The following is a 23,156-nucleotide window of genomic DNA, read 5'->3' on the forward strand; positions in this document are numbered from 1 at the left end:
CCGTCAGGGCCGGACGGTTGCGGTGAGCTTCCCGCTGATCTGCCGCAAGGTGCAGACCGCCTCCCGGGCCCCGGCGTTCCAGGACGACTGGGTCGGAACGTGCGCGGCGAACTCGATGCTGGGCGGCGGAGTGCCCTCGGTGAAGTACGCGGCCGCCGCGATCCGGCACAACGGCTGCGCCAGCTCCTGCAGCGCGGTGACCCCGGGGTGGGTCTCGTACCCGTTGCCGACGTCGACCCGCGCGGCGATCTGCTCGTCGTGCGGCACGTCGCAGGCGACCCGGATCACCTGCGCGCCGTCCGCGCCGGAGTCCAGGCAGTCGCCGATCGTCATGGTGTCGATGGAGTCCGTGGCCGCCGCCGCGTGCTTGGCCTGCTGCGGCGTGATCGCCACCAAGCCGCCGATGATCCAAAGTCCGCTGAGCACGAGTCCGGCGATGGCCAGGCCGGTGCCGTCCCGGCCGGTGCGGCCGACCCGGACCAGGGCGCGGATCCCGAGGCCGACGGCGAGCGGGACCACTCCCAGCAGCCCGAGGACGAACGCCGTGATCGCGAACCCGTCGGTCCCGGGGGACTCGACGGGTCCGCGGACGGTCGTCTGGTCGTGGTTGGACAGCGTGGATCGTGTCTCGTCGAACAAATGGGGTCCCCTCCGGAATCCCCCGACCCGGCCGGGAGAACTCTAGGACCCCGAGATCACGATGCGGCGACGGCGGCGTTCTTCTTGGTGAGCGCCTTCTCCGCGAAGGCGCCGAACGCCAAGCCCAGCGCCAGCCACAGCGTCACCTGCGTGCCGACCGAAGCCGTGCGGAAGCCCCACAGCGTCGAGGCCGGGAAGCCCGCCGGGACCTCGTCGACCACCGGCATCAGCCAGGCCACCACGCCGATCACGACGAGGTAGCCCGCCGCCGCCAGCAGGAAGCCGTTCCACGCTCCGAAGCGGTCGGCCAGCTTGCGGCCGAACACCGTCGCGAGGATGCCCACCAGCAGCGACACCGCGACGAACCCGAAGTACAGCTCGGTGCGCGAGCCGATCGTGCCGGCCTGGCCGACCGCCGGCGGGTTGGCCGGGTACTTCAGGAACGGCACCAGGAACACCACCGCGAACGCGCCGCCGGTGAGCAGCAGCGCCGTCACGCGGGGGCGGAGGTTCCCGAGGCGGCCCTGGGCGAACGCGAAGGCCAGCGAAAGCAGACCGCCGATCGCGACGCCGTAGACGAGCACGCCGGTCAGCAGCCCGACGGTGCTCTGGATGTCCCTCGGGACGAGCTCTTCCTCGTGTTCTTCGGCCGGGGCCGGCGTGGCGCCGGCGTCGTGCGAATGGGAGTGGCCGCCGGACTCTTCGAGGCCGATGGCGGTGTTGACCGACGGCTCGCCGAAGGCGTAGGCGAACCCGAACGCGAGCACGCCGGCGATCAGGCCCGCGAGCATGCCGCGGACCAGCAGGGTCTTCATCATCGGAGGTCGTGCCGCCGATCAGTGGCAGGGGAAGGCCAGCAGGTGCCGGCCGTCGTGCACGAACTCGTGGACGTAGGAGTTCGCGAAGACCGCGGTCGCGCCCTGCTCGGCGCTGACGAAGTAGAGCGCGATCAGGGCGAGGAGCACCACGAACACCGCCCACGGCACGATCTCACGGATCGGGATGCGGATCGGGAGCGGAACGGCGGGAGCTGCCGTGTGGGACATGAGCGTGGCCTCCTCGGGCTTTCGCGGCCTCATCGGGGTCGGTCACGAGGATCCGGGTCTGGCTTCCCCCTGGTGGGGGTCACAGTGGCGCGACCGCGCGGACTTGCACCGCGTTCCGGAATCTCCTCGTCTGGCCGGTTGAGCGTAGGTCCGCCGTTCGGGCGGCGTCAATGTGACAATGCCGCGGTGACTCGAATGGTGGCGGCCCTCGATGTGGGCGGGACGACGATCAAGGCGGCGTTGCTCGACGAGCGGCTGGAGCCCAAGGCGACGCTGCGGGCGGAGACGGCGCGCAGCGCGGACGGCACGGCGCTGGCGGCGCAGGTCGCGGAGATCGTGACGGCGCTGGCGGAGCAGGCGGGGACCGGGAGGCCGTCGGCGGTGGGCGTGGTCGTGCCCGGGATCGTCGACGAGGAGACCCGCGTCTGCCACTTCTCGGCCAACCTGGACTGGCGCGAAGTCCCGTTCGGCGAGCTGCTGGAGGGACGCCTGGGGCTGCCGGTGGCGTTCGGCCACGACGTGACGGCCGGGGGCATCGCGGAGTTCCGCGTGGGCGCGGGCCAGGGGGCGACGAACGCGGCGTTCATCCCGGTCGGCACGGGCATCGCGGCGGCGCTGCTGCTCGACGGCCGCATCCACCGCGCGCACGGGCAGGCGGGCGAGGTCGGCCACATCGACGTGGGCCACCCTGGCAAGTGCGGCTGCGGAGCGACGGGCTGCCTGGAGGCGATTTCCTCGGCGGCGGCGATCGCCCGGAGGTACACGGAGCGAACGGGCCGCGCGGCCGACGGAGCGCGCGAGGTGGTGGAGCTGGCCCGCCACGGCGACGAGGTGGCGGTGGCGGTGGTCCAGGACGCACTGGACGGCCTGGGACACGGGATCCGGACATTGCTGACATTGCTGGGCCCCGAGGTGATCGTGCTGGGCGGCGGTTTGTTCACGGCGGCGGACTACGTGCTGGAGCCGGTCCGGGAGTGGCTGGCGGCGCACTTGACGTTCCAGCGGATGCCGGAGCTGCGCATCGCCAAGCTGGGCGACGAGGCCGGGCGGCTCGGGGCGGGGCTGCTGGCGCTGGACTTGCTGGCGGACTGAATTGCCGCGAGGCGGTGAAGGGCACATTCAGGGGCAACTTGTCCCTGAATGTGCCCTTCACGGATTTTGACGGCAGGCTGAAGAGCCGCTCAGAGCGCCCGCAGGAACGCCAGCGACGGCATGAAGAAGTACTCCCCACCCCGCACCGTCACCGCCTGTGGCACCGGCTCGGCCGTCCGCTGCGCCGATCCGCCCCACTCCACCGTGTACTCCGATGTCCCGCGCTCGCCTTGGCCGATCACCGGGTCCAGCCCCGGCGTCACGCCCTCGACGATCGGGAAGCCCGGGTTGTCCGCCCACACCGCCTGCGTGAACTCGAACTGGTTGCCCAGCACCGAATTGAACGCCATGAACAGCAGCCCGACCCCGCCGCTCGGCCGCGCCGAAGGGGGTACGTCCGCGTTCGGGTCGTCGGGGCGCTCTCCGTACGTCACGCCGCGACGCGCCATCAAGTGCAAGCGCTCCTCCGGTGGTGCCTCCGCGCCTCCCGAGCCTCGGGGGTTCGTCTTGCGGATGTGCGCCTGGAACGGGCACTTCAGCGCCGCGCGGTCACTGTCGTAGGTGAAGTTGTTCGACACCGGGCTTTCCGCGCCGTCTTCGCGTTGCGTGGTCAGCGGCGTTCCGTCCTCGAACCGGCCGATCAGCATCGCGCCCGCGCGCTCGCGGTCTTCGCCCGTCAGGCCGAGCGTGTCGGCCAGGTCCGCCTCCGCCTGCTTGAACCTGCGCACGTTCTGCTCCAGCTTGCGGAACACGAAGTAGCTGCCGAAGTGGACGCCCGGATCCGGGGCCGCGGTGTCCGGCACCAGCACCTGCGACAGCGGCGCCGCCGGGTTCCACACGTTGATGCCGTCGGTGTTGTTCTTCTCCGCGTCGACGTCCTCGGTGAGGAACAGCGGCTGGCTCCGGCCGTCGACGTACCCGAAGTGCTCGATGCCCTCGCCCCGCGCGTTGACGCGGCCGAGGCCGGTTTCCTCCGCCAGTACCGTGATCGAATCCGGCAGCAGGCCGAGGATTTCGTTGCGCCGCGCGGTCATCGCCTTGTCCGTCGCGTCGCCGATCAGCACCACCGCGTGGATTTCGCCGTGGTAGCCCGGATCGAACGTCGAGCGCGGCGGGTCGTTCAGCCGCCGCCGCGTCTCCGGCGCCGCCATTCCGCGCCGGAACGCCTCGTCCGCCGGGAACTCCGGGACGCCGAGGACGCCGTAGCCCGCCGCCGTGAGACCGACACCGACGTACGGCGTGCCCGCCGCGCCGCCGTCCTTGAACGCGCCGACCTCTTCGAGGTGCGCCTTGGCGGACTTCATCTTCCCGGTGAGCGACACCAGGAACGCCCGCGCCTCCGCCGCGTCGCCGAATCCCAGCAGCAGCGCGGAAAGGTGGTCGCGGACGTGGGCCTTGAGGATGTTCGGCTGCAGTTCGCCGAGCATCACTTCGGCGTCGCCGGTCGCGGTGGTCCAGGACAACGTGCTGGACAGATCGATACTCATAGCGGGCTCCCCTCCCGTGTGCAACGGGCGCACGCCCGCACCGAACCCCCTCGCCGGTGCGGTGCGTGCCCCCTGGAACCAGGCTGCCCTCGCCGTCCTGTCGCGTGCCACCGAAACCCGGGCATTCACACGAAAGATTAAGTTGAACGCGAAATCTGTTAGCCCGCAACGAAAAACGCGGGACCCGGGAACCGGGACCCGCGTTCTTCGTTCGGCTAACGGATCAGTACCACCACTGCGACTTGCCGCCCGCGATGAAGTCCCACAGCTGCAGGCGCGTGCCGTTGGAGCCGACCGAACCCTCGCCGGTCAGGTACCGGTTGTTCTGCGGGCTCTGCAGGCGCAGGTAGCCCTCCGGGTTCACGGTGTCGGCCCACCACTGGTTCTTGGCGCCGGCGCGGTAGTCCCACAGCTGGACCTTGGTGCCGTTGGCGCCGGCCGTGCCGAGGTCGGCGTCGAGGTACCGGCCGCTCTGCACGTTCTGGAAGCGCAGGTAGCCCTCCGGGATGCGGGTGACGTAGAACGCCTGGTTCGCGGCGTAGACGTCGCAGTCCCACAGCTGCATCTTCGTGCCGTTGCCACCGATCGTGCCCAGGTCCGCGTCCCAGCAGCGGCCGAAGGCGGCGGACTCGATCAGGTACGCGTCGGCCTCGGCGACCTGCGCGCCCGCGACCCCGGCGGTGGACTTGTGCGCGGCACCGACCTTCGCCGGCCGCAGCTTGATCCCGCCCGCGAGCGCCGAGACCGCGGTGCCCTTGCCGTCGGCGGGCGCCGCGCCGGCCTGCGGAACGGCGACGAGGCCGAACAGGCCCGCCGCCGCGGCGACCGTCACCATCAGCCGCTTCATCTTCGTCATGCTTTCCCCTTGTCGTCGGTTCACCCGTGGTGACGAAAGGGCGCCACCCGGCCCCGGGCCCGTGTGGACCCGGTGCGTGGCCGTGCCGGCGAATCCCCCTCGTCGAGACCGTCAAACCCCCGAAAGCGGTCTCTCGGACCATCATTCAGTGCGGTTCCGCCGCCGTCGAGGTCATTTCCGCGAGAGGCCAAAACGCACGTCAGACGTGTAACGGAACGGAACCGGCGCCGATAGAGGGGCAGACACCGGGGGGAGAGCTTGCGCATCGAGCTGACGTTGCCCGACCTCGTCCGCGTCGGGCTCGCCGCCGCGGCCGACCCGATGGGGGAGCTCGCCGCGAGCCTGCAGGTCCTGCAACGCCGTGACGGCGGCCGCACCGCGGCTTCGGCGGCGTTCACGCGGTGGCGGCACCGCGTGTGGCAGAGCCTGCCCGAGTCGGCCGCGGTGCTGATGTGGCTGTGCCGGCCGGGCGCCCCGCTCCCGGGGTTCCTGCTGCCCGCGGCGGGGCGCTACGAGCTGGAGTCCGGGCTCGCGGCCGTGCTGAAGACGGACCCGCTGAGCCTGAAGACGGCGGTGCGCACCGCGCCGGCCGCCCGCGACCTGCCGTCGTGGGCCGCCGCGCTCGCCGACGGCGACACCGCCGGCCTGCCGCGGCTGGTGCAGGCCATGCGGGACTACCACGAGGTCGCGATCGCCCCCGGCTGGGAGACGGTGTCCGGCCAGGTGGACGCCGACCTCGGGATGCGCACGCAGCTGCTGCTCCACGGCGGCGTCGACGCGGTGCTGACCGGCCTGCGCCCGCTGGTCCGCTGGGACGCGCCGGTGCTGGAGACCGAAGACCGGATCCCCGGCGCGGTCCCGTCGGAGGGCACGGGCCTGCTGCTGGTGCCGACGTACTTTTCGGTGTGCCCGGGCCTGGTCCCGCCGGCCCCGGGCGGCATGCCGCGGCTGTACTACCCGTGCGTGCGCCAGGCGGGCCCGCCGGCGGGCTTCGGCCGCGGCGCGCACAAGGCGACGGAACGGGCACTGGCGGACCTGCTGGGCCCGACCCGCGCGGCGGCGCTGGCGGTGCTGGCGGTGGGCTGCTCGACGTCGGAGCTGGCGGCGCGGCTGGGCGTCACGCCGTCGGCGGTCAGCAAGCACACGACGGTGCTGCGGCGGGCCGGGCTGATCACCACGCACCGGGAGCGCAACACGGTGCTGCACTCGCTGACGCCGCTGGGAAGCGCTCTCCTGGACACCTAGCCCCGTTGTCGAGGCCGGGCAAGTGGGACAGCGCCGGCGGAGGTGGCGACAGTGACACCCCCGCCGGCGCCGGGTTCTACGCGATCGGCCGGTCCGTCGGCGCGATCGGGGCGGGCAGGACGTCCCGCCCGGTCAGGTACGCGTCCACGCCGGCCGCCGCGCTGCGGCCCTCCGCGATCGCCCACACGATCAGGGACTGGCCGCGGCCCATGTCGCCGGCCACGAACACGTTGTCCAGGCTCGTCTTGAACGCCTGGTCGCGGGCGACGTTGCCGCGCGCGTCCAGCTCGACACCGAGGTCTTCGATCAGGCCCTTCTTCTGCGGCCCGAGGAAGCCCATCGCCAGCAGGACGAGCTGCGCGGGCAGCTCGCGCTCGGTGCCCTCGACCGGGACGAACTTGCCACCCTCGTTGCGCACCTCGACCAGCTTCAGCGCCCGCACGCGGCCGTCGGAGTCACCCAGGAACTCCTGCGTGTTCACCGCGTACAGCCGCTCGCCGCCCTCTTCGTGCGCCGAGGACACCCGGTAGATCATCGGATACGTCGGCCACGGGTGGGCGTCCGAACGGGACTCCGGCGGCTTCGGCATGATTTCCAGCTGCGTCACCGAACGCGCGCCCTGGCGGTGCGACGTCCCGACGCAGTCCGCGCCCGTGTCGCCGCCGCCGATCACGACGACGTCCAGTCCGGCGGCGTCGAACGGCGACTTCTCCAGCTCGCCCGAAGCCACCCGGTTGGCCGGCGGCAGGAACTCCATCGCCTGGTGGATGCCGTCCAGCTCCCGGCCGGGGATCGGCAGGTCGCGCCAGTCGGTGGCGCCGCCGGCCAAGACCACGGCGTCGTACCCCAGAAGCTCGGCGACGGGCATGTCCTCGCCGACGTTCACCGACGTCCGGAACTCCGTGCCCTCGGCCTCCATCTGCGCCAGGCGCCGGTCGAGGCGGGACTTCTCCATCTTGAACTCGGGGATGCCGTAGCGCAGCAGCCCGCCGATCTTGTCGGCCCGCTCGAGGACCACGACGCTGTGGCCCGCGCGCGTGAGCTGCTGCGCCGCGGCGAGTCCCGACGGGCCGGAGCCCACGACCGCGACCTTTTTGCCCGTCTTCGTCACCGGGAGCTGGGGCGTCACCCAGCCCTCGTCGAAGGCGCGGTCGACGATCGAGATCTCGACCCGCTTGATCGTCACCGGGTCGTCGTTGATGCCGAGCACGCACGCGGTTTCGCACGGCGCCGGGCACAGGGTGCCGGTGAACTCCGGGAAATTGTTCGTCGCGTGCAGGCGTTCGATCGCCTGCTGCCAGTCCTCCCGCCAGGTCAGCGTGTTCCACTCGGGGATGAGGTTCCCGAGCGGGCAACCCTGGTGGCAGAACGGGATCCCGCAGTCCATGCACCGGCCGGCCTGCTTCTGCAGCTTCGTCGTGGCGAAGTCCTCGTAGACCTCTCGCCAGTCCATCAGCCGCAGGTCGACCGGGCGGCGCTTCGGCTCTTCGCGGGTGGTGGTCAGAAAGCCCTTGGGGTCAGCCATGTGCGGCCTCCATGATCGCCTCGTTCACGTCGCGCCCGTCGCGCTCGGCCTGCACCTGGGCGGCGAGCACGCGCTTGTAGTCCTTCGGCATGACCTTCCCGAAGCGGTCGACGCCCGCGTCCCAGTCGGCCAGCAGTTCCCGCGCGACGGCGGATTCCGTTTCGTCGTAGTGCTTTTCCAGGGTCTCGCGCAGGAAGTCCGCGTCCTCGGAGTCGAGCGGGTCGAGGTCGACCATCTCCGGGTTGACGCGGTGCGCGGGCAGGTCCAGCACGTAGGCGATGCCGCCGGACATGCCGGCCGCGAAGTTCCGCCCGATCGGGCCGAGCACGACCATCCGGCCGCCGGTCATGTACTCGCCGCCGTGGTCGCCGACGCCTTCGACGACGGCCAGCGCGCCCGAGTTGCGCACGCAGAACCGCTCGCCGACCTTGCCGCGGATGAAGATCTCGCCGCTCGTGGCGCCGTAGGCGATGACGTTGCCGGCGATGATGTGGTCCTCGGCGGCGATCCGGGCTTCGCGAGGCGGCCGCACGATCAGCCGGCCGCCGGAGAGGCCCTTGCCGACGTAGTCGTTGCCGTCGCCGTAGAGCCGCAGCGTGATGCCCTTGGGCACGAACGCGCCGAACGACTGGCCCGCGGTGCCGGTGAAGGTGACGTCGATGGTGTCGTCGGGCAGGCCTTCGCCGCCCCACCGCCTGGTCAGCTCCGAGCCGAGCATGGTGCCGACGGTCCGGTTGACGTTGCGGACGGGCAGTTCCAGCCGCACCTTGTCCCCGGAGTTCAACGCGCCCTCGGCCAGCTGGATCAGCGTGTTGTCCAGGGCCTTCTCCAGGCCGTGGTCCTGCAGCGTCTGCTGCAGGCGCAGCCCGGCGGGGGCCATGTCGGGCACGTGGAAGATCGGCGAGAGGTCGAGCCCCGAGGCCTTCCAGTGCTCGATCGCCTTGCGCTTGTCGAGGAACTCGGCGTGCCCGACGGCCTCGGCGATCGACCGGAACCCGAGCTCCGCCAGGTACTCGCGCACTTCCTGGGCGATGAACTCGAAGAAGTTGACGACGTACTCGGCCTTGCCGCTGAACTTCTCGCGCAGCTTCGGGTTCTGCGTCGCGACGCCCACCGGGCAGGTGTCGAGGTGGCAGACGCGCATCATGATGCAGCCGGACACCACCAGCGGCGCGGTCGCGAAGCCGAACTCCTCGGCCCCGAGCAGCGCCGCGACGACGACGTCGCGGCCGGTCTTGAGCTGGCCGTCGGTCTGCACGACGATCCGGTCGCGCAGCCGGTTGGCCAGCAGCGTCTGCTGCGTTTCGGCCAGGCCGAGCTCCCACGGGCCACCCGCGTGCTTGATGGACGACAGCGGCGACGCACCGGTCCCGCCGTCGTGGCCCGAGATGAGGACGACGTCGGCGTGCGCCTTCGACACGCCCGCGGCGACCGTGCCGACGCCGACCTCGGACACGAGCTTCACGTGGATGCGCGCGTTCGGGTTGGCGTTCTTGAGGTCGTGGATCAGCTGCGCCAGGTCCTCGATCGAGTAGATGTCGTGGTGCGGCGGCGGGGAGATCAGGCCCACGCCCGGCGTCGAGAACCGCGTCTTCGCGATCCACGGGTACACCTTCGCGCCGGGCAGCTGCCCGCCTTCACCGGGCTTCGCGCCCTGCGCCATCTTGATCTGGATGTCGTCGGCGTTGACGAGGTATTCGCTCGTGACGCCGAACCGGCCGGACGCGACCTGCTTCACGGCGCTGCGCCGCTCCGGGTCGTACAGCCGCTCGGCGTCTTCGCCGCCCTCACCGGTGTTCGACTTGCCGCCGAGGCGGTTCATCGCGATGGCCAGCGTCTGGTGCATCTCCATCGAGATCGAGCCGTAGGAGATGGCGCCGGTGGCGAACCGCTTGACGATCTCCGAGACCGGCTCGACCTCCTCGATCGGTACCGGCGCGCGCTTGCCGTACTTGAAGTCGAACAGCCCGCGCAGCGTCAGCAGCTTTTCGGCCTGGTCGTCGACGGCCTTCGTGTACTCCTTGAAGATGTCGTACTTCCCGGACCGCGTGGAGTGCTGGAGCTTGAACACCGTCTGCGGGTTGAACAGGTGCGGTTCGCCCTCGCGGCGCCACTGGTAGTCCGCGCCGGTCTCCAGCTCGCGGTGGGGCGCGTGGAACCCGTCGGCCGGGAACGCGTACTTGTGCCGCTTCGCGACCTCGTCGGCGAGGGTTTCGAAGCCGACGCCGCCGAGACGGGACGTCGTGCCGGTGAAGCAGTTCTCGATGACCTCTTCGCCGAGCCCGATCGCCTCGAAGATCTGCGCGCCGGTGTAGGACGCGACGGTCGAGACACCCATCTTGGACATCGTCTTGCGGACGCCCTTGCCGAGCGCCTTGATCAGGTTCTGCGTCGCTTCCTTCGGCGTCACGCCCGGGATCAGGCCCTGGTGGGCCATCTCCTCGACGGTCGCCATCGCCAGGTACGGGTTCACCGCGGCGACGCCGTAGCCGATCAGCAGCGCGATGTGGTGCACCTCGCGCGCGTCGCCGGCCTCGACGATGAGGCCGACCTGCGTACGCGTCTTCTCACGGACGAGGTGGTGGTGCACCGCGCCGGTCAGCAGCAGCGAGGGGATGGGCGCGTGGTCTTCGTCGACCCCGCGGTCGGACAGCACGATCAGCCGCGCGCCGTCCTCGATCGCCTCGGACACCTCGGCGCGGATCTCGTCGAGGCGCTTGACCAGCGCGTCGCCGCCGCCGTGGACGTTGTAGCGGCCGAGCACGGTGACGGCCTGGAACTCGGGCAGGTCGCCGTCGTCGTTGACGTGCACGAGCTTGGCGAGCTGGTCGTTGTCCAGCACCGGGAACGGCAGCACGATCCGGCGGCACGACGACGCGTCGCCCTCGAGGAGGTTCGGCTCGGCGCCGATCTGCGTGCCGAGCGCGGTGACGAGCTCCTCGCGGATCGCGTCCAGCGGCGGGTTCGTCACCTGGGCGAAGAGCTGGATGAAGTAGTCGAACAGCAGCCGCGGCCGGCTGGACAGCGTCGCGATCGGCGAGTCGTTGCCCATCGAGCCGATCGGCTCCGCGCCGGTGCGGGCCATCGGCTCGAGGATGGCCTCGAGCTCTTCCTCGGTGTAGCCGAACGCCTGCTGACGGCGGACCAGCGCCGCGTGCAGCGGCACTTCGCGGTCGCGCTCGGGCAGGTCCTCCAGGTGCAGGAGACCGGCCTCGACCCACTCGTCGTACGGGTGCGCGGTGGCCAGCTCGGTCTTGATCTCCTCGTCCTCGATGATCCGGCCCTCGGCGGTGTCCACGAGGAACATCCGTCCGGGCTCGAGGCGGCCCTTCCGGACGATCGTCGCCGGGTCGATGTCGAGCACGCCGACCTCGGAGGCCAGCACGACGAGGCCGTCGTCGGTCACCCAGTAGCGGCCGGGGCGCAGGCCGTTGCGGTCGAGGACCGCCCCGATCTGGCTGCCGTCGGTGAACGCGACGAGCGCCGGGCCGTCCCACGGCTCCATCAGAGTCGAGTGGAACTCGTAGAAGGCGCGTCGCGCCGGGTCCATTTCCTGGTGGTTCTCCCAGGCTTCCGGGATCATCATGAGAACCGCGTGGGGCAGCGAGCGGCCGCCGAGGTGCAGCAGTTCCAAGACCTCGTCGAAGGACGCCGAGTCGCTCGCGCCGCGCGTGATCACCGGGTAGACGCGCTTGAGGTCGCCCGGGATCAGATCGGTTTCGAGGAGGGCTTCGCGGGCATCCATCCAGTTGCGGTTGCCGCGCAGGGTGTTGATCTCGCCGTTGTGCGCGACGTAGCGGTACGGGTGCGCCAGCGGCCACGACGGGAAGGTGTTGGTGGAGAAGCGGGAGTGCACCAGGCCGATGGCGCTGGTGACACGCTCGTCGGTCAGGTCGGCGAAGAAGCGCTCGACCTGCGGCTCGGTGAGCATTCCCTTGTAGACGATCGTCCGCGAGGACAGCGACGGGAAGTAGACGTCGTCCTCGACGAGCTCGTGCTCGGCGCGCTTGCGGACGCAGAAGGCGCTGCGCTCGATGTGCAGCGGGTCCGAGTGCTCCGGCTTCGGGCGGCGCGCGGCGAGGAACAGCTGCGTGAAGTGCGGCATGGTCTCGGCCGCGGTCGGCCCGCAGTGCTCGGTGTGCACCGGCAGCTCGCGCCAGCCGAGGACGCGCATGTCCTCCTCGGCGGCGATGCGCTCGATGGTCGTCATGGCCCGGCCGCGGCGCTTTTCGTCCCGCGGCAGGAAAGCCGTGCCGACGGCGTAGGTGCCCGGCTCGGGGAGCGCGAAGTCCACGACCTCGCGGTAGAACTCGTCCGGGATCTGGATCAGCAGGCCGGCGCCGTCGCCGGTGTCCGGTTCGGCGCCCCGCGCCCCGCGATGTTCCAGGTTGCGCAACGCGACCAGGGCCTTGGCGACGATCGAATGATCTCGTCGTCCGGTCAGGTCGGCGACGAAGGCGACACCGCAGGCGTCGTGTTCGTAGTCGCTCCGGTAAAGGCCCTCGGCCTCGGCGTTGCTGAGCTGCTGCCCCGCCGGGGGCAGGGAACGGGCACGGTGGGTCACGGCTGGCCGCCTCCCAAGGCGTTGGCGCGACCGGTACTCACCTCATCGAGTGGTTCGAGCTGAACCGGTTAACGAAGTGGTCCGGGACCGCGATGGTCAGTCGAGAACAGTTGCTGTTGTCGGCGTTGGTGGTGTCACAGTGCAAGATGCCGCCAGGTACCGGCCGAGCCGCGATGCTCGGAAACCGGACGCGGTCATCTGGGAGGCCGCACAACACTGGGCAGCCGAACATGTCGGGTCCTGCGTGCGCGCACAGACCGGCCACTGTGGTGGGGGTCAGCCGGAGCGCGCGGTGTTACTCCCGGGTTCGCCGGGTCTTATGACGATAGTGTGAATTCGCTGTTATCGACATACGTCGTTGCGCCCGGGTGGGAAATGCCACGGTTGCGTTGACGGACCCCAGGGTAGTCCCATATGTCGGGCTGTCGCTCCCGAAGTGCGGTCAATATCGGCTCTGGCCTGCGAAAACGTCCGTCCCAAGTGGTCTGGGGCCACCTTCCCGGTGCTGCCGCGGGGTGGGATGCTGGCTGCATGGCGGACTCGTCCGATGACTGATCGTTATCTCTCCGTGGCTCGTTCCGGCGTCCGCGAACTCGAGATCAAGCGCTCCCGGTTCCTCTGCGCGGTCGCTCCGGTGACGTCGGAAGCGGCCGCGCGCGAGTTCATCGCGGCCCGCCGCCGGGCCGATCCGGGGGCGCGGCACCACTGCCACGCGTTCGTTTTGGGTGCTGATGGGCGAACCCGGCGGTCCAGTGACGACGGTGAGCCGGCCGGTACGGCGGGCACGCCGATGCTCGAGGTGCTGCGGCGGCGTGAGCTGACCGACACGGTCGCGGTCGTCACGCGCTACTTCGGCGGAGTGCTGCTCGGGGCGGGCGGGTTGATCCGCGCGTACGGTCAGTCCGTTTCGGACACGCTGGAAGTTGTTGGTGTACTAGAACACCGGCGTCTCAGGCTGGTCGAGGTCGCCGTGAGTTACGACCGCGCGGGCCGGCTGGAGAACGACCTGCGCGCGTCGCCGTACCTCGTGCACGCGACCCGCTTCGACGAACTCGCCCGGTTCGAGATCGGGCTGGCGCCGGGGGAGGGGCCGGCTTTCGAGGGGATGCTGGCGGACCTGACGAACGGCGAAGCGTCGACGACCGAGCTCGGCGACCACTGGGTGGTCCACCGCGGCTGAGTGGTCCGGTCCGCCAAACCGCTTGGCGCGCAACGAACTTTCGGCGCTTCCACCCGAGGGTCCCGCCGTGGCACCATGTCGTGCCACTCCAGTTCCGGCACCACCTCGATCACCAGAACGTCGTCAGCGAAGCAGGTTCCACGCTGACAACGTTGTCACCACCTGCTTCGCCCGCCCGACAACGTTGTCGCCCAGCGGAAAGCGTGTGCGACAAGGAGAGGAAAGGTTCATGTCCGGACCATTCGCCAGACGGTTGCGCGCGGCCGTGCTCGCCGCGGTCGTCGGGGGCGCGGGACTCGTCGCGCTGCCCGCTTCCCCCGCCGCGGCCGACACGCTGGCCCTTACGCAGTACGTGAATCCCTTCATCGGCACCGACAACAGCAACTCGCCGAACCCCGTTCCCGGCGGAGCGGGCGGCAGCACGTACCCCGGTGCCGTCGTGCCGTTCGGGATGGTGCAGTTCAGTCCGGACACCCCGACCGCGTCGCCGTCCGGGTACCGCTACAGCGACACGAGCATCGAGGAGTTCAGCCTCACCCACTTCAACGGCGCCGGCTGCGCCAACAACGAGGACCTCGGCCTGCTGCCGATCACCGGCGCGATCGGGACCTCGCCGGGCACCGGCTGGACCGGCTACGCGGGCCGCTACACCAAAGCCAACGAGTCGGCCGCGCCCGGCTACTACAAGAACAAGCTCGACAACTACAACACGACCGTCGAGCTTTCCGCGACCAAGCGGTCGGGCTTCATGAAGCTGACCTACCCGAACACGACGTCCGCGCGGCTGCTCGTCAACACCGGCCGCAGCGCCACCGGAAACCGCACCGGGTCGATCTCCATCAGCGGCAGCCAGCTCACCGGTTCGGTGACCGGCGGCGGTTTCTGCGGTTCATCGAAGACCTACCAGATCTTCTACGTCATCCAGTTCGACCGCGCGCCCAGCGGGTTCGGCACGTGGCTCGGCGGCACGGTGAGCGCCGGATCCTCGAGCACCAGCGGCACGAACTCCGGCGGCTACGTCACGTTTGACACCTCGAGCACCACGACGGTGCAGGCGAAGGTCGGCATCTCGTTCGTCAGCCTGGCCAACGCGCAGGCGAACCTCGCCGCCGAAAACCCCGGCTTCGACTTCGCCGGGATCCGCGGCGCGGCCGACACGAGCTGGAACAGCGTCCTCAACCGCGTCCAGGTGACCGGCGGCGCGACCGCGGACCTGCAGAAGTTCTACACGGCGCTGTATCACGTCTTCCAGAACCCGAACATCGCCAGCGACACGAACGGCCAGTACCGCGGCTTCGACCAAGCGGTGCACACCGCGTCGCACACCGTCTACCAGAATTACTCCGGCTGGGACATCTACCGGTCGTGGGCCGCGTTGATCAGCCTGGTCGCCCCGGCGGAAGCGAGCGACATCGCGAAGTCGATGGTGCTCGACGGCCAGCAGGGCGGGCTGCTGCCCAAGTGGTCGCACAACAGCAACGAGCACTTCGTGATGACCGGTGACCCCGGGCCGATCATCGTGGGCAGCATGTACGCCTTCGGCGTCCGCGGCTTCGACACGGCGGCGGCGCTCACGTTGATGGACAAGAGTTCCAACGGCGGCACCACGCAGGGCCAGGCGATCCGCGGCCGCCAGTCCGGGTACGTCAGCCGGCACTACGTCTACGAAGACCCGTCCGACTCGCTCGAGTACTCGGCGTCGGACTTCGCCGTGGCGCAGTTCGCGAAAGCCGTGGGCGACACCACGAAGTACACCACCTACATGCAGCGCGCCCAGTGGTGGCAGAACGTGTTCGGCACCGACTCGGGCTACATCCAGCCGCGCGGCAGCGACGGGAACTGGGCGTGGCCGGTCGTGCCGTCGAGCAACAGCGGCTACACCGAGGGCAACCCGTCGCAGTACACGTGGATGGTGCCCTACAACTACCAGGGCCTGATCAACCTGATGGGCGGCCGCCAGACCGCCGTCCAGCGGCTGGACCACCACTTCACCCAGCTCAACGGCGGCCTCACCCAGCCGTACTTCTACATCGGCAACGAGCCCGAGCACGGCGTGCCGTGGGCGTACAACTACGCCGCCCACCCGCAGGGCGCGAGCTCCGCGGTCCGGCGCGTGATGAACGAGTCGTTCACCACCGGCCCGGGCGGCCTGCCGGGCAACGACGACCTCGGCGCGACTTCGGCGTGGTACGTCTTCGCCGCGCTGGGGATGTACCCGGCGACGCCGGGCGCGGACGTCCTGGCCCTGCACGGCCCGCTGTTCCCGGCGGCCTCGATCATCCGCCCGAGCGGCACGATCCAGATCACCGGCTCCGGCGCGGGGCAGGGCTCGCAGTACGTGCAGAGCCTGAGCGTCAACGGGACCGCGACGACGAAGTCGTGGATCCGCTACGGCGACATCGCGGGCGCGTCCACGCTGAACTACGCGATGGGCTCGTCGGCGAGCGCGTGGGGCACGAGCACCGCGGACGTCCCGCCGTCGTACAACGACGGGTTCACGCCGCCGCCGGCCGCGCCGGAGCTCGGCACGAACCTGGCCCAGGGCAAGGCGGCCACGGGATCGGCCACCTGCAACTCGGCCGAGGGCCCGGCCCTCGCCGTGGACGGCAGCCTGGCGAACAACAGCAAGTTCTGCTCCCTCGCCTCGGCCAAGTACCTCCAGGTCGACCTGGGCTCGGCGCAGAACGTGTCGTCGTTCGTGGTCAAGCACGCCGGCCTGGGCGGTGAGACGACGGGCTGGAACACCGGCGCGTTCACCATCCAGACGTCGACCGACGGCAGCACGTGGACGACGGTCGCGTCCGTCACCGGATCGCGGGCCAGCCGCACGTACAGCCCGATCACGACGAGGTCGGCCCGGTACGTGAAGCTGAACCTCACCACGCCGACCAACAACGGTGACGGCGCGGCGCGGATCTACGAGTTCGAGGTCTACCGCTGACCCACCGGTCGTGAGTGAGAAACAGTGTTCTAACCCTGTTTCTCACTCACGACGGGTGGGGTCATGCCAGGCGGAGCGTCGTCTCCGGGTGGAAGGCGTGGGTCTCGCCTTCGCCGCGCAGACCCACCCGGACGTTGTCGCCCATCCGGGGCGGCGTGCGGCCGTCCACGCGGACGACGAACCGGTCGTCGCCCACCTTGCCGTGCAGGTACGCGTCCGCGCCCAGTTCCTCCACGAGCTCCACCACCAGCTCGAACCCGCCTTCGGACACCAGTTCCAGCGACTCCGGGCGGACGCCGAACACCACTTCGCGCAGATCTCCCGCGGCGGAAAGCACCGACCGCGGCAGCGGCAGCACGACGTCGCCGAGCTGGACGCCGCCTTCGGTGAGCGGCAGCGTCGCCAGGTTCATCGCCGGTGAGCCGATGAAGCCCGCCACGAAACTGTTGTGCGGGTTCTCGTACAGCTCCCGCGGCGACGCGCACTGCTGCAGGACGCCGTCCTTCAACACGGCCACCCGGTCGCCCATCGTCATCGCCTCGACCTGGTCGTGCGTGACGTAGATGGTCGTCGTGCCCAGCCGCTGCTGCAGCTTCGCGATGTTCGCGCGCGTCTCCACCCGCAGCTTCGCGTCCAGGTTGGACAGTGGTTCGTCCATCAGGAACACGCTCGGCTCGCGCACGATCGCCCGGCCCATCGCGACGCGCTGCCGCTGCCCACCGGACAGCGCCTTCGGCTTGCGGTCCAGGAAGCGAGTCAGGTCCAGCATCTTCGCCGCCTCGCCCACGCGAGCCGAAATGTCCGAAGAGGACATTCCACGCAGCTTCAGCGCGAAGCCCATGTTCTCGGCCACCGTCATGTGCGGGTACAGCGCGTAGGACTGGAACACCATCGCGATGTCCCGGTCCTTCGGCGGCAGGTGCGTGACGTCCCGGTCGCCGATGTGGATGGCGCCCTCGTCGATGTCCTCCAGCCCCGCGAGCATCCGCAGCGCCGTCGACTTCCCCGACCCCGACGGCCCGACCAGCACCAGGAACTCGCCGTCCGGCACCGCGAGGTCGAGCTTGTCGACGGCCTTGACCGCGTGCGCGCCCGGGTAGATCCGCGACGCCTGCTCGTAAACGACTCCGGCCATGGTTACTTCACCGCTCCCATCGACAGCCCGCGGACGAGGTGGTTCTGCGCGATCCAGCCGACGATCATCACCGGCAGCGAGGCCAGCAGCGCGGCGGCGGAAAGCTGGGCCCAGTACAGGCCCTCACTGGTGATGAACCCGACGAGGAACACCGGCACGGTGCCGGCGCGCGCCGCCGTCAGGTTGACCGCGTAGAAGAACTCGGTCCAGGAGAAGATGACGCAGATCAGCGCGGTCGCCGCGATCCCGGGCGCCACCACCGGCATGATGATCTTGCGCAGCAGCGTCGGCAGGTTCGCGCCGTCGATCCGGCCCGCCTCGATCATCTCGTGCGGCACCTCGAGGAAGAACGACCGCATCATCCAGATGGCCAGCGGCAGGTTCATCGACGTGTACAGGATGACCAGCGCCCACACCGTGTCCAGCAGCTCGGTGTTCTGGGAGATGATGTACAGCGGGATGATCGCCGCCACGATCGGCAGCATCTTCGTCGAGAGGAAGAAGCCCAGCGCGTTCGACGTGCCCTTCACCGGTGCCAGCGACAGCGCGTACGCCGCCGGGACGCCGAAGAGCAGCACCAGCGCCGTCGAGAGGATCGTGACGAACGCCGAGTTGGACAGGTAGGGCAGGAACCCGCCACCCAGGACGTTGCCGATCTGGTCGAACGTCGGGGTGAAGAACAGCTTCGGCGGGTCGGTGTAGGCGTCCGCCTCCTGCTTGAACGCCGTGAGGATCATCCACAGCAGCGGGAAGACGAACAGGATGGCCAGTACCCAGGTCGCGACGGTCAGCGACCCCTTGCCGTACTGCCTCTTCCGAGGGGCGATGGTCGTCATTTGATCCCTCCGCTCACGGAGAACGTGCGGAACATCAAGCGCAGCGCGAAGGTCGCGACGATCATCGTCAGGATCACGACGATCACGCCCATCGCCGACGACTGGCCGACGTCGAAGCCTTCGAACGCGCGCTGGTAGATGTAGTACGGCAGGTTGGTGCTGGCCGTGCCCGGCCCGCCCTGGGTCATCAGGAAGATGGCGTCGAAGCTGTTGACGATGTAGATCGCGCCCAGCAGCGTCGCCAGCTGCAGGAACCGGGACAGGTGCGGCAGCGTGATGGAGACGAACGTCCGCCACCGGCTGGCACCGTCCACAGAGGCCGCTTCCAGGACCTCTTTGGACTGGCTCTGCAGCCCGGCGAGGATCAGCAGCATCATGAACGGCGTCCACTGCCACACGATCTGCGCCATCACCGCGGCGAGGGGGAACTCGGAGAGCCAGTCGACGTCGGTGCCGAAGACGAAGTGCAGCAGCCCGTACGTCGGGTCGAACACCGTGGTCTTCCACAGCAGCGCGCCGGCCGCCGGCAGGATCAGGAACGGCGTGATCAGCAGCGTCCGGACGACGCCGCGGCCGAAGAACTTCCGGTCGAGCAGGATCGCCAGGCCGAGGCCCAGCAGCAGGGCGACCAGCACGCACACGACCGTCAGCACGACCGTGTTGAGCAGCGCGACCAGGAACGTCGTGTCGCTGAAGACGTCGATGTAGTTGTCGAGGCCGACGAAGTGCCGGGAGCCCGGCCGGACCAGGTTCCACGACTGGAACGAGTAGAACACGGTGAGCAGGAACGGCAGCTGCGTCACCGCGATGACGAAGATCAGCGCGGGCAGCAGCGGCAGCCGCCGCTTGGCCGCGGTGCTCAGGCCTTTCTTTTCCTCGGCCTTCGCGTGGGTGTGGGAGGTGGGGGCATCTACGGAGAGGGTGGACATCACTGCACCGCCTTGTAGGAATCGCCCACCGTCTGGGCGTAGTCCTGGGACTGCTTCAGGGCGTCTTCGACGGACTCGCGGCCGGCGATCGCCGCCGACAGCTGCTGGCTCACCCGGGTGCCCAGGTCCTGGAACTCGGGGATGCCGACGAACTGGATGCCGGGGTAGGGCACCGGGTTCGCCATGGCCTTCTGCTGGTTCGCGTCCGCGATGCCGTCGAGCGTCGGCTTCGCGTAGGCCGCCGCGGCCTTCGCGTAATCGGGGATGGCGTAGGTCGACTGGCGCACGCCCGGCGGGACGCGGTTCCAGCCGTAGGTCGCCCCGACCTTCTGCACGTAGGCCTTGTCGGTCATCCAGGCCATGAACTTCCAGGCCGCGTCCTTGTCCTTGGCGACCTTCGGGATGCCGAGCGCCCAGGTGTAGAGCCAGCCGCTGGCCTGGGTCTTGACGACCGGCGCGGGCGCGTACCCGGACTTGCCGACGATCTTGCTGCTCGACGGGTCCTCGTTGGTGCCCGCCATGACCGTCGCGTCGTACCACATCGCGGCCTGGCCCTGGGTGTAGCGCGTGCCGCACTCGGAGAACCCGGCGCTGGAGGCGCCGACCTCGCCGTGCTCGCGGATCAGGTTGACGTAGAAGTTCGCGGCTTCGGTGAACTCCGGCGACGTCAGCTTGGCGTTCCAGTCCTTGTCGAACCACTGCGCGCCGAAAGTGTTGGCCACGGTCGTGAACGGCGCGAGGCTCTCGCCCCAGCCGGGCTTGCCGCGCAGGCAGATCCCGCTGACGCCGGCGGCCTTGTCGTCGAGCTTCGCGGCGAAGTCCGCGATCTGCTGCCACGTCGGCTTGGCCGGCATGGTGATCCCGGCTTTGTCGAAGAGGTCCTTGCGGTAGGCCAGGAACGACGACTCGCCGTAGAACGGCACCGCGTACATCTGGTTCTGGTACGACAGCGACTGCTTGATGCTGGGGATGAAGTCGCCTTCGTCGTAGCCCGGGGTCGACGCCATGTGCGGTTCGAGGTTCTCGAGCCAGCCGTTGGCCGCCCACTGCGGAGCCTCGTAGTTGCTGATCATGACGACGTCGAACTCGCCGCCCTCGGTGGCGGTCGACGCGGTGATCTTCGCGCGGGCCTGGTTTTCCGGCAGCGACACGAACTTCAGGTTGATGCCGGTGGCTTTCTCGAACTCGGGCGCGAGCGAGATCGCGTCCTTCATCTGCGGGTTGGACACGATCGCGATGACGAGCGTCGAGTTGCCCTGGCCGATCGAGCCCGCGCCCGCGCAGCCGGTGACCAGCAGCGACGTCGCGGCGAAGAGGGTGAGGAGCTTACGCACGGCCGCCTCCCGGGAGTACCTGGACCTTGAGGCCCGAGCCGCTGCGCATCTTGGCCAGCGCCTCGGGGTACTGCTCCAGCGGCAACCGGTCCGTGAGCAGCGAGTCGGTGTCGATCGCACCATTCGCGACGAGGTCGAGCGCCGTGCCGAAGCTGTGCAACACGGCCATCGAGCCGACGATGGTGATCTCGTCGTTGTAGATGCGGAACGGCGAAAGCGCGACGCGGGCTTCGGCCGGGGCGACGCCGAAGACGAGCAGCCGGCCGCCGCGGCGGATCGAGTCGAACGCGGCTTCGATGGCGGGCGCGGCGCCGGTGGCGTCGACGGCGACGTCGAACTTCTCGCCGTTCAGGTCACTGACGTCCTTCGCGGTGGCGACGGCGCCGAGGCTCTTCGCCCGCGGCAGCCGGGCTTCGTTGCGGTCGACCACCGTGACCTGCGCGCCGGAGCGCTGCAGCAGCTGCTGCATGATCAGGCCCATGGTGCCGGCGCCGACGACGAGAAAGCGTTCTCCGGCTTCGACGCCGACGCGGCGCACGCCGTGCACCGCGCAGGAGACGGGCTCGACCAGCGCGCCCTGCTCCCACGTCATGGTGTCGGGCATGCGGTAGCAGGTGGACGACGGGACGGCGACGTACTCGGCGAAGGCGCCGTTGACGGTGTCGCCGGTGGCGCCCCAGTTCGCGCAGAGGTTGCCGTGGCCGGCGCGGCACGGGCCGCAGTAGCCGCAGAACAGCGACGGGTCGACGGCGACGCGGTCGCCGACCTTCCACTCGCCCGGCACGTCGGCGCCGAGCTCGACGATCTCCCCGGCGAACTCGTGCCCGGGGACGATGGGGTACGGGGTGGGCGGGAAGTGCCCGTCCGCGATGTGCAGGTCGGTCCCGCAGATCCCGCACGCTCCGACCTTGACGACGACCTGGCGTTCCCCGGGTTTCGGATCGGGCACCTCGCCGACCCTGATCTCACCGGGCCGGTCGACGATGGCGGCACGCATGCCTTGCCCCTTTCTCGCGCTCATATGAGCGGCGGTGACCTATGGCGTCGAGAACATGTGAAGGCATTACAGGTCTGACGTCGGTGTTACGTCAACCTTTCGGGCAGATTTCGCGCTATAGTGCTCAGATGAGCGCTTCTCGCAAGGGTGCGTCGCTCTCGGAAGCGATGCTGCTCGCCACCGTCGCCCGGCGCTTCTACGTGCAGGGACGCTCGAAGCTGGAGATCGCGGACGAGTTCGGCGTCAGCCGCTTCAAGGTGGCCCGGATGCTCGACACCGCCATGGAGTCCGGCCTGGTCAGGGTGGAGTTCTCGCTGCCGGCGCCGGTCGACCTGGCGTTGTCCGACGAGGTGCGCACGGCGTACGGGCTGAAGCAGGCGCTGGTGCTCGAACGCTCAACCGAGCGCGAGCCGCGGGAAGTCGTCCGGGCCAAGATCGGGACACTGGCGGCCCGGCTGCTGGAGGAGATCGCGACGCCGTCGGACGTGATCGGGTTGTCGTGGGCGCGGTCGGTGAACGCGATGACGGAGGCGATCCGGTCGTTGCCGCGCTGCCCGATCGTCCAGCTGTGCGGGGTCCAGGCGGGGATGGACATGCGCGGCCGGTCGGTGGAGACGGTCAGCCGCGTGACATCGGTGTCCGGCGGCGACGCGTACCCGATCTTCGGGCCGCTGGTGCTCCCGGACCGCCGCACCACGGAGACGTTGCGGCGCCAGCCGGGCATCGCGGAAACGTTCGGGCAGTTCCGGAACCTGACGAAGGCCGTGGTCAGCATCGGCGCGTGGCAGCCGGGCGAGTCGACGGTGTACGACGCGCTGGACGAGGCCGAGCGAGCGGCGATCGCGGCCCGCGGAGCGACGGCGGAAGTCGCGGCGCGGTTGTTCGACGCGTCGGGGAACGCTTTGTCGACGGGGCTGGCGCACCACGTGCTGGCGATCAGCCATGAAGAGCTGATGGCGGTGCCGGAGGTGATCGCGCTGGGCTACAGCAGGCCGAAGGCGGCGGCGGTGGACGCGGTACTGCGCTCGGGAATGGTGTCGACGCTGATCACGGACGCGGCGGCGGCGGTCCCGTTGCTGGCGCTGGCGGCGAAGAACCCGCCGGCCCCGCGCGGCTGACCGCGGCTTGCCCTTCCGCTCGGCCACGCCCCGCAGGCCCGCTCGCTTTCCCGCCCGGCAACCCCGCAGACCCGCTTGCCCCTGCCCGGCCGCGCCCCGCGGGCCCGCTTGCTCCCACCGCTCAGCCGCGCCCCGCAGGCCCGCTTGCTCCCACCGCTCAGCCGCGCCCCGCAGGCCCGCTTGCTCCCACCGCTCAGCCGCGCCCCGCAGGCCCGCTCGCTCCCACCGCTCA

At 69.9% G+C, this 23,156-nt stretch carries 17 protein-coding genes; 5 read left to right on the forward strand and 12 right to left on the reverse strand.

Annotated elements, in window-relative coordinates; translation table 11 throughout:
• Window positions 1–3: 3 nt before the first annotated feature.
• From ACWEVP_RS38585 to ACWEVP_RS38595, 3 genes are read right to left on the reverse strand one after another with little or no spacing between them, the layout of a single operon-like run.
• Complete coding sequence (locus ACWEVP_RS38585; protein WP_452067522.1) at window positions 4–639, reverse strand: septum formation family protein; 636 nt, start codon at window positions 637–639, stop codon at window positions 4–6.
• A 56-nt stretch (window positions 640–695) separates the two neighbouring features.
• A complete protein-coding gene (locus tag ACWEVP_RS38590; protein WP_452067523.1) occupies window positions 696–1,457 on the reverse strand; it encodes a CbtA family protein in 762 nt (253 codons plus the stop codon).
• An 18-nt stretch (window positions 1,458–1,475) separates the two neighbouring features.
• On the reverse strand, window positions 1,476–1,685 hold the full coding sequence (locus ACWEVP_RS38595; RefSeq protein ID WP_290052629.1) for a CbtB domain-containing protein: 210 nt from the start codon (window positions 1,683–1,685) through the stop codon (window positions 1,476–1,478).
• Window positions 1,686–1,880: 195 nt separating this feature from the next.
• Here ACWEVP_RS38595 and ACWEVP_RS38600 point away from each other — a divergent pair, with 195 nt between their 5' ends.
• Complete coding sequence (locus tag ACWEVP_RS38600; RefSeq protein WP_452067559.1) at window positions 1,881–2,777, forward strand: ROK family protein; 897 nt, start codon at window positions 1,881–1,883, stop codon at window positions 2,775–2,777.
• Between the two features lie 89 nt (window positions 2,778–2,866).
• Here the strand turns inward: ACWEVP_RS38600 and ACWEVP_RS38605 are convergent, their stop codons facing one another.
• A complete protein-coding gene (locus ACWEVP_RS38605; RefSeq protein ID WP_452067524.1) occupies window positions 2,867–4,264 on the reverse strand; it encodes a Dyp-type peroxidase in 1,398 nt (465 codons plus the stop codon).
• A 223-nt stretch (window positions 4,265–4,487) separates the two neighbouring features.
• Window positions 4,488–5,120 carry an RICIN domain-containing protein gene (locus tag ACWEVP_RS38610; RefSeq protein WP_452067525.1) on the reverse strand — a complete coding sequence of 211 codons (633 nt, stop codon included), beginning with the start codon at window positions 5,118–5,120 and terminating at the stop codon, window positions 4,488–4,490.
• 258 nt (window positions 5,121–5,378) lie between these two features.
• Here ACWEVP_RS38610 and ACWEVP_RS38615 point away from each other — a divergent pair, with 258 nt between their 5' ends.
• Window positions 5,379–6,365 (forward strand): ArsR/SmtB family transcription factor, encoded by a 987-nt coding sequence (locus ACWEVP_RS38615; RefSeq protein ID WP_452067526.1) that lies wholly within the window; start codon window positions 5,379–5,381, stop codon window positions 6,363–6,365.
• A gap of 76 nt (window positions 6,366–6,441) precedes the next feature.
• On the opposite strand, the gene ACWEVP_RS38620 is transcribed toward ACWEVP_RS38615, so the two are convergent.
• The gene (locus ACWEVP_RS38620; RefSeq protein ID WP_452067527.1) at window positions 6,442–7,890 is read right to left on the reverse strand and encodes a glutamate synthase subunit beta; all 1,449 of its coding nucleotides are present in this window, start codon (window positions 7,888–7,890) and stop codon (window positions 6,442–6,444) included.
• The gene (gltB, locus tag ACWEVP_RS38625) at window positions 7,883–12,454 is read right to left on the reverse strand and encodes a glutamate synthase large subunit (protein ID WP_452067528.1); all 4,572 of its coding nucleotides are present in this window, start codon (window positions 12,452–12,454) and stop codon (window positions 7,883–7,885) included. The genes ACWEVP_RS38620 and gltB overlap by 8 nt, the downstream gene beginning before the upstream one ends.
• Window positions 12,455–13,001: 547 nt before the next feature.
• On the opposite strand from gltB, the gene ACWEVP_RS38630 reads away from it, so the two are divergent.
• Both ACWEVP_RS38630 and ACWEVP_RS38635 read left to right on the forward strand, forming a co-directional pair.
• The gene (locus ACWEVP_RS38630) at window positions 13,002–13,634 is read left to right on the forward strand and encodes a YigZ family protein (RefSeq protein ID WP_452067529.1); all 633 of its coding nucleotides are present in this window, start codon (window positions 13,002–13,004) and stop codon (window positions 13,632–13,634) included.
• 229 nt (window positions 13,635–13,863) lie between these two features.
• Window positions 13,864–16,575, forward strand: a complete 2,712-nt coding sequence (locus ACWEVP_RS38635; RefSeq protein ID WP_452067530.1) for a GH92 family glycosyl hydrolase — start codon at window positions 13,864–13,866, stop codon at window positions 16,573–16,575.
• A 61-nt stretch (window positions 16,576–16,636) separates the two neighbouring features.
• Here ACWEVP_RS38635 and ACWEVP_RS38640 read toward each other — a convergent pair whose 3' ends face one another.
• From ACWEVP_RS38640 to ACWEVP_RS38660, 5 genes are read right to left on the reverse strand one after another with little or no spacing between them, the layout of a single operon-like run.
• A complete protein-coding gene (locus ACWEVP_RS38640) occupies window positions 16,637–17,710 on the reverse strand; it encodes an ABC transporter ATP-binding protein (RefSeq protein ID WP_452067531.1) in 1,074 nt (357 codons plus the stop codon).
• A 2-nt stretch (window positions 17,711–17,712) separates the two neighbouring features.
• Entirely contained in the window at window positions 17,713–18,546 is an 834-nt protein-coding gene (locus ACWEVP_RS38645; protein WP_452067532.1) for a carbohydrate ABC transporter permease, read from the reverse strand.
• The gene (locus ACWEVP_RS38650) at window positions 18,543–19,475 is read right to left on the reverse strand and encodes a carbohydrate ABC transporter permease (protein WP_452067533.1); all 933 of its coding nucleotides are present in this window, start codon (window positions 19,473–19,475) and stop codon (window positions 18,543–18,545) included. The genes ACWEVP_RS38645 and ACWEVP_RS38650 overlap by 4 nt, the downstream gene beginning before the upstream one ends.
• Entirely contained in the window at window positions 19,475–20,809 is a 1,335-nt protein-coding gene (locus tag ACWEVP_RS38655) for an ABC transporter substrate-binding protein (RefSeq protein ID WP_452067534.1), read from the reverse strand. Before ACWEVP_RS38655 ends, ACWEVP_RS38650 begins: the two co-directional genes overlap by 1 nt.
• On the reverse strand, window positions 20,802–21,806 hold the full coding sequence (locus ACWEVP_RS38660) for a zinc-dependent alcohol dehydrogenase family protein (RefSeq protein ID WP_452067535.1): 1,005 nt from the start codon (window positions 21,804–21,806) through the stop codon (window positions 20,802–20,804). Before ACWEVP_RS38660 ends, ACWEVP_RS38655 begins: the two co-directional genes overlap by 8 nt.
• 128 nt (window positions 21,807–21,934) lie before the next feature.
• On the opposite strand from ACWEVP_RS38660, the gene ACWEVP_RS38665 reads away from it, so the two are divergent.
• Window positions 21,935–22,924 (forward strand): sugar-binding transcriptional regulator, encoded by a 990-nt coding sequence (locus ACWEVP_RS38665; protein ID WP_452067536.1) that lies wholly within the window; start codon window positions 21,935–21,937, stop codon window positions 22,922–22,924.
• The last annotated feature ends 232 nt before the right edge of the window (window positions 22,925–23,156 follow it).

This window comes from Amycolatopsis sp. NPDC003865 (genome assembly GCF_053605345.1).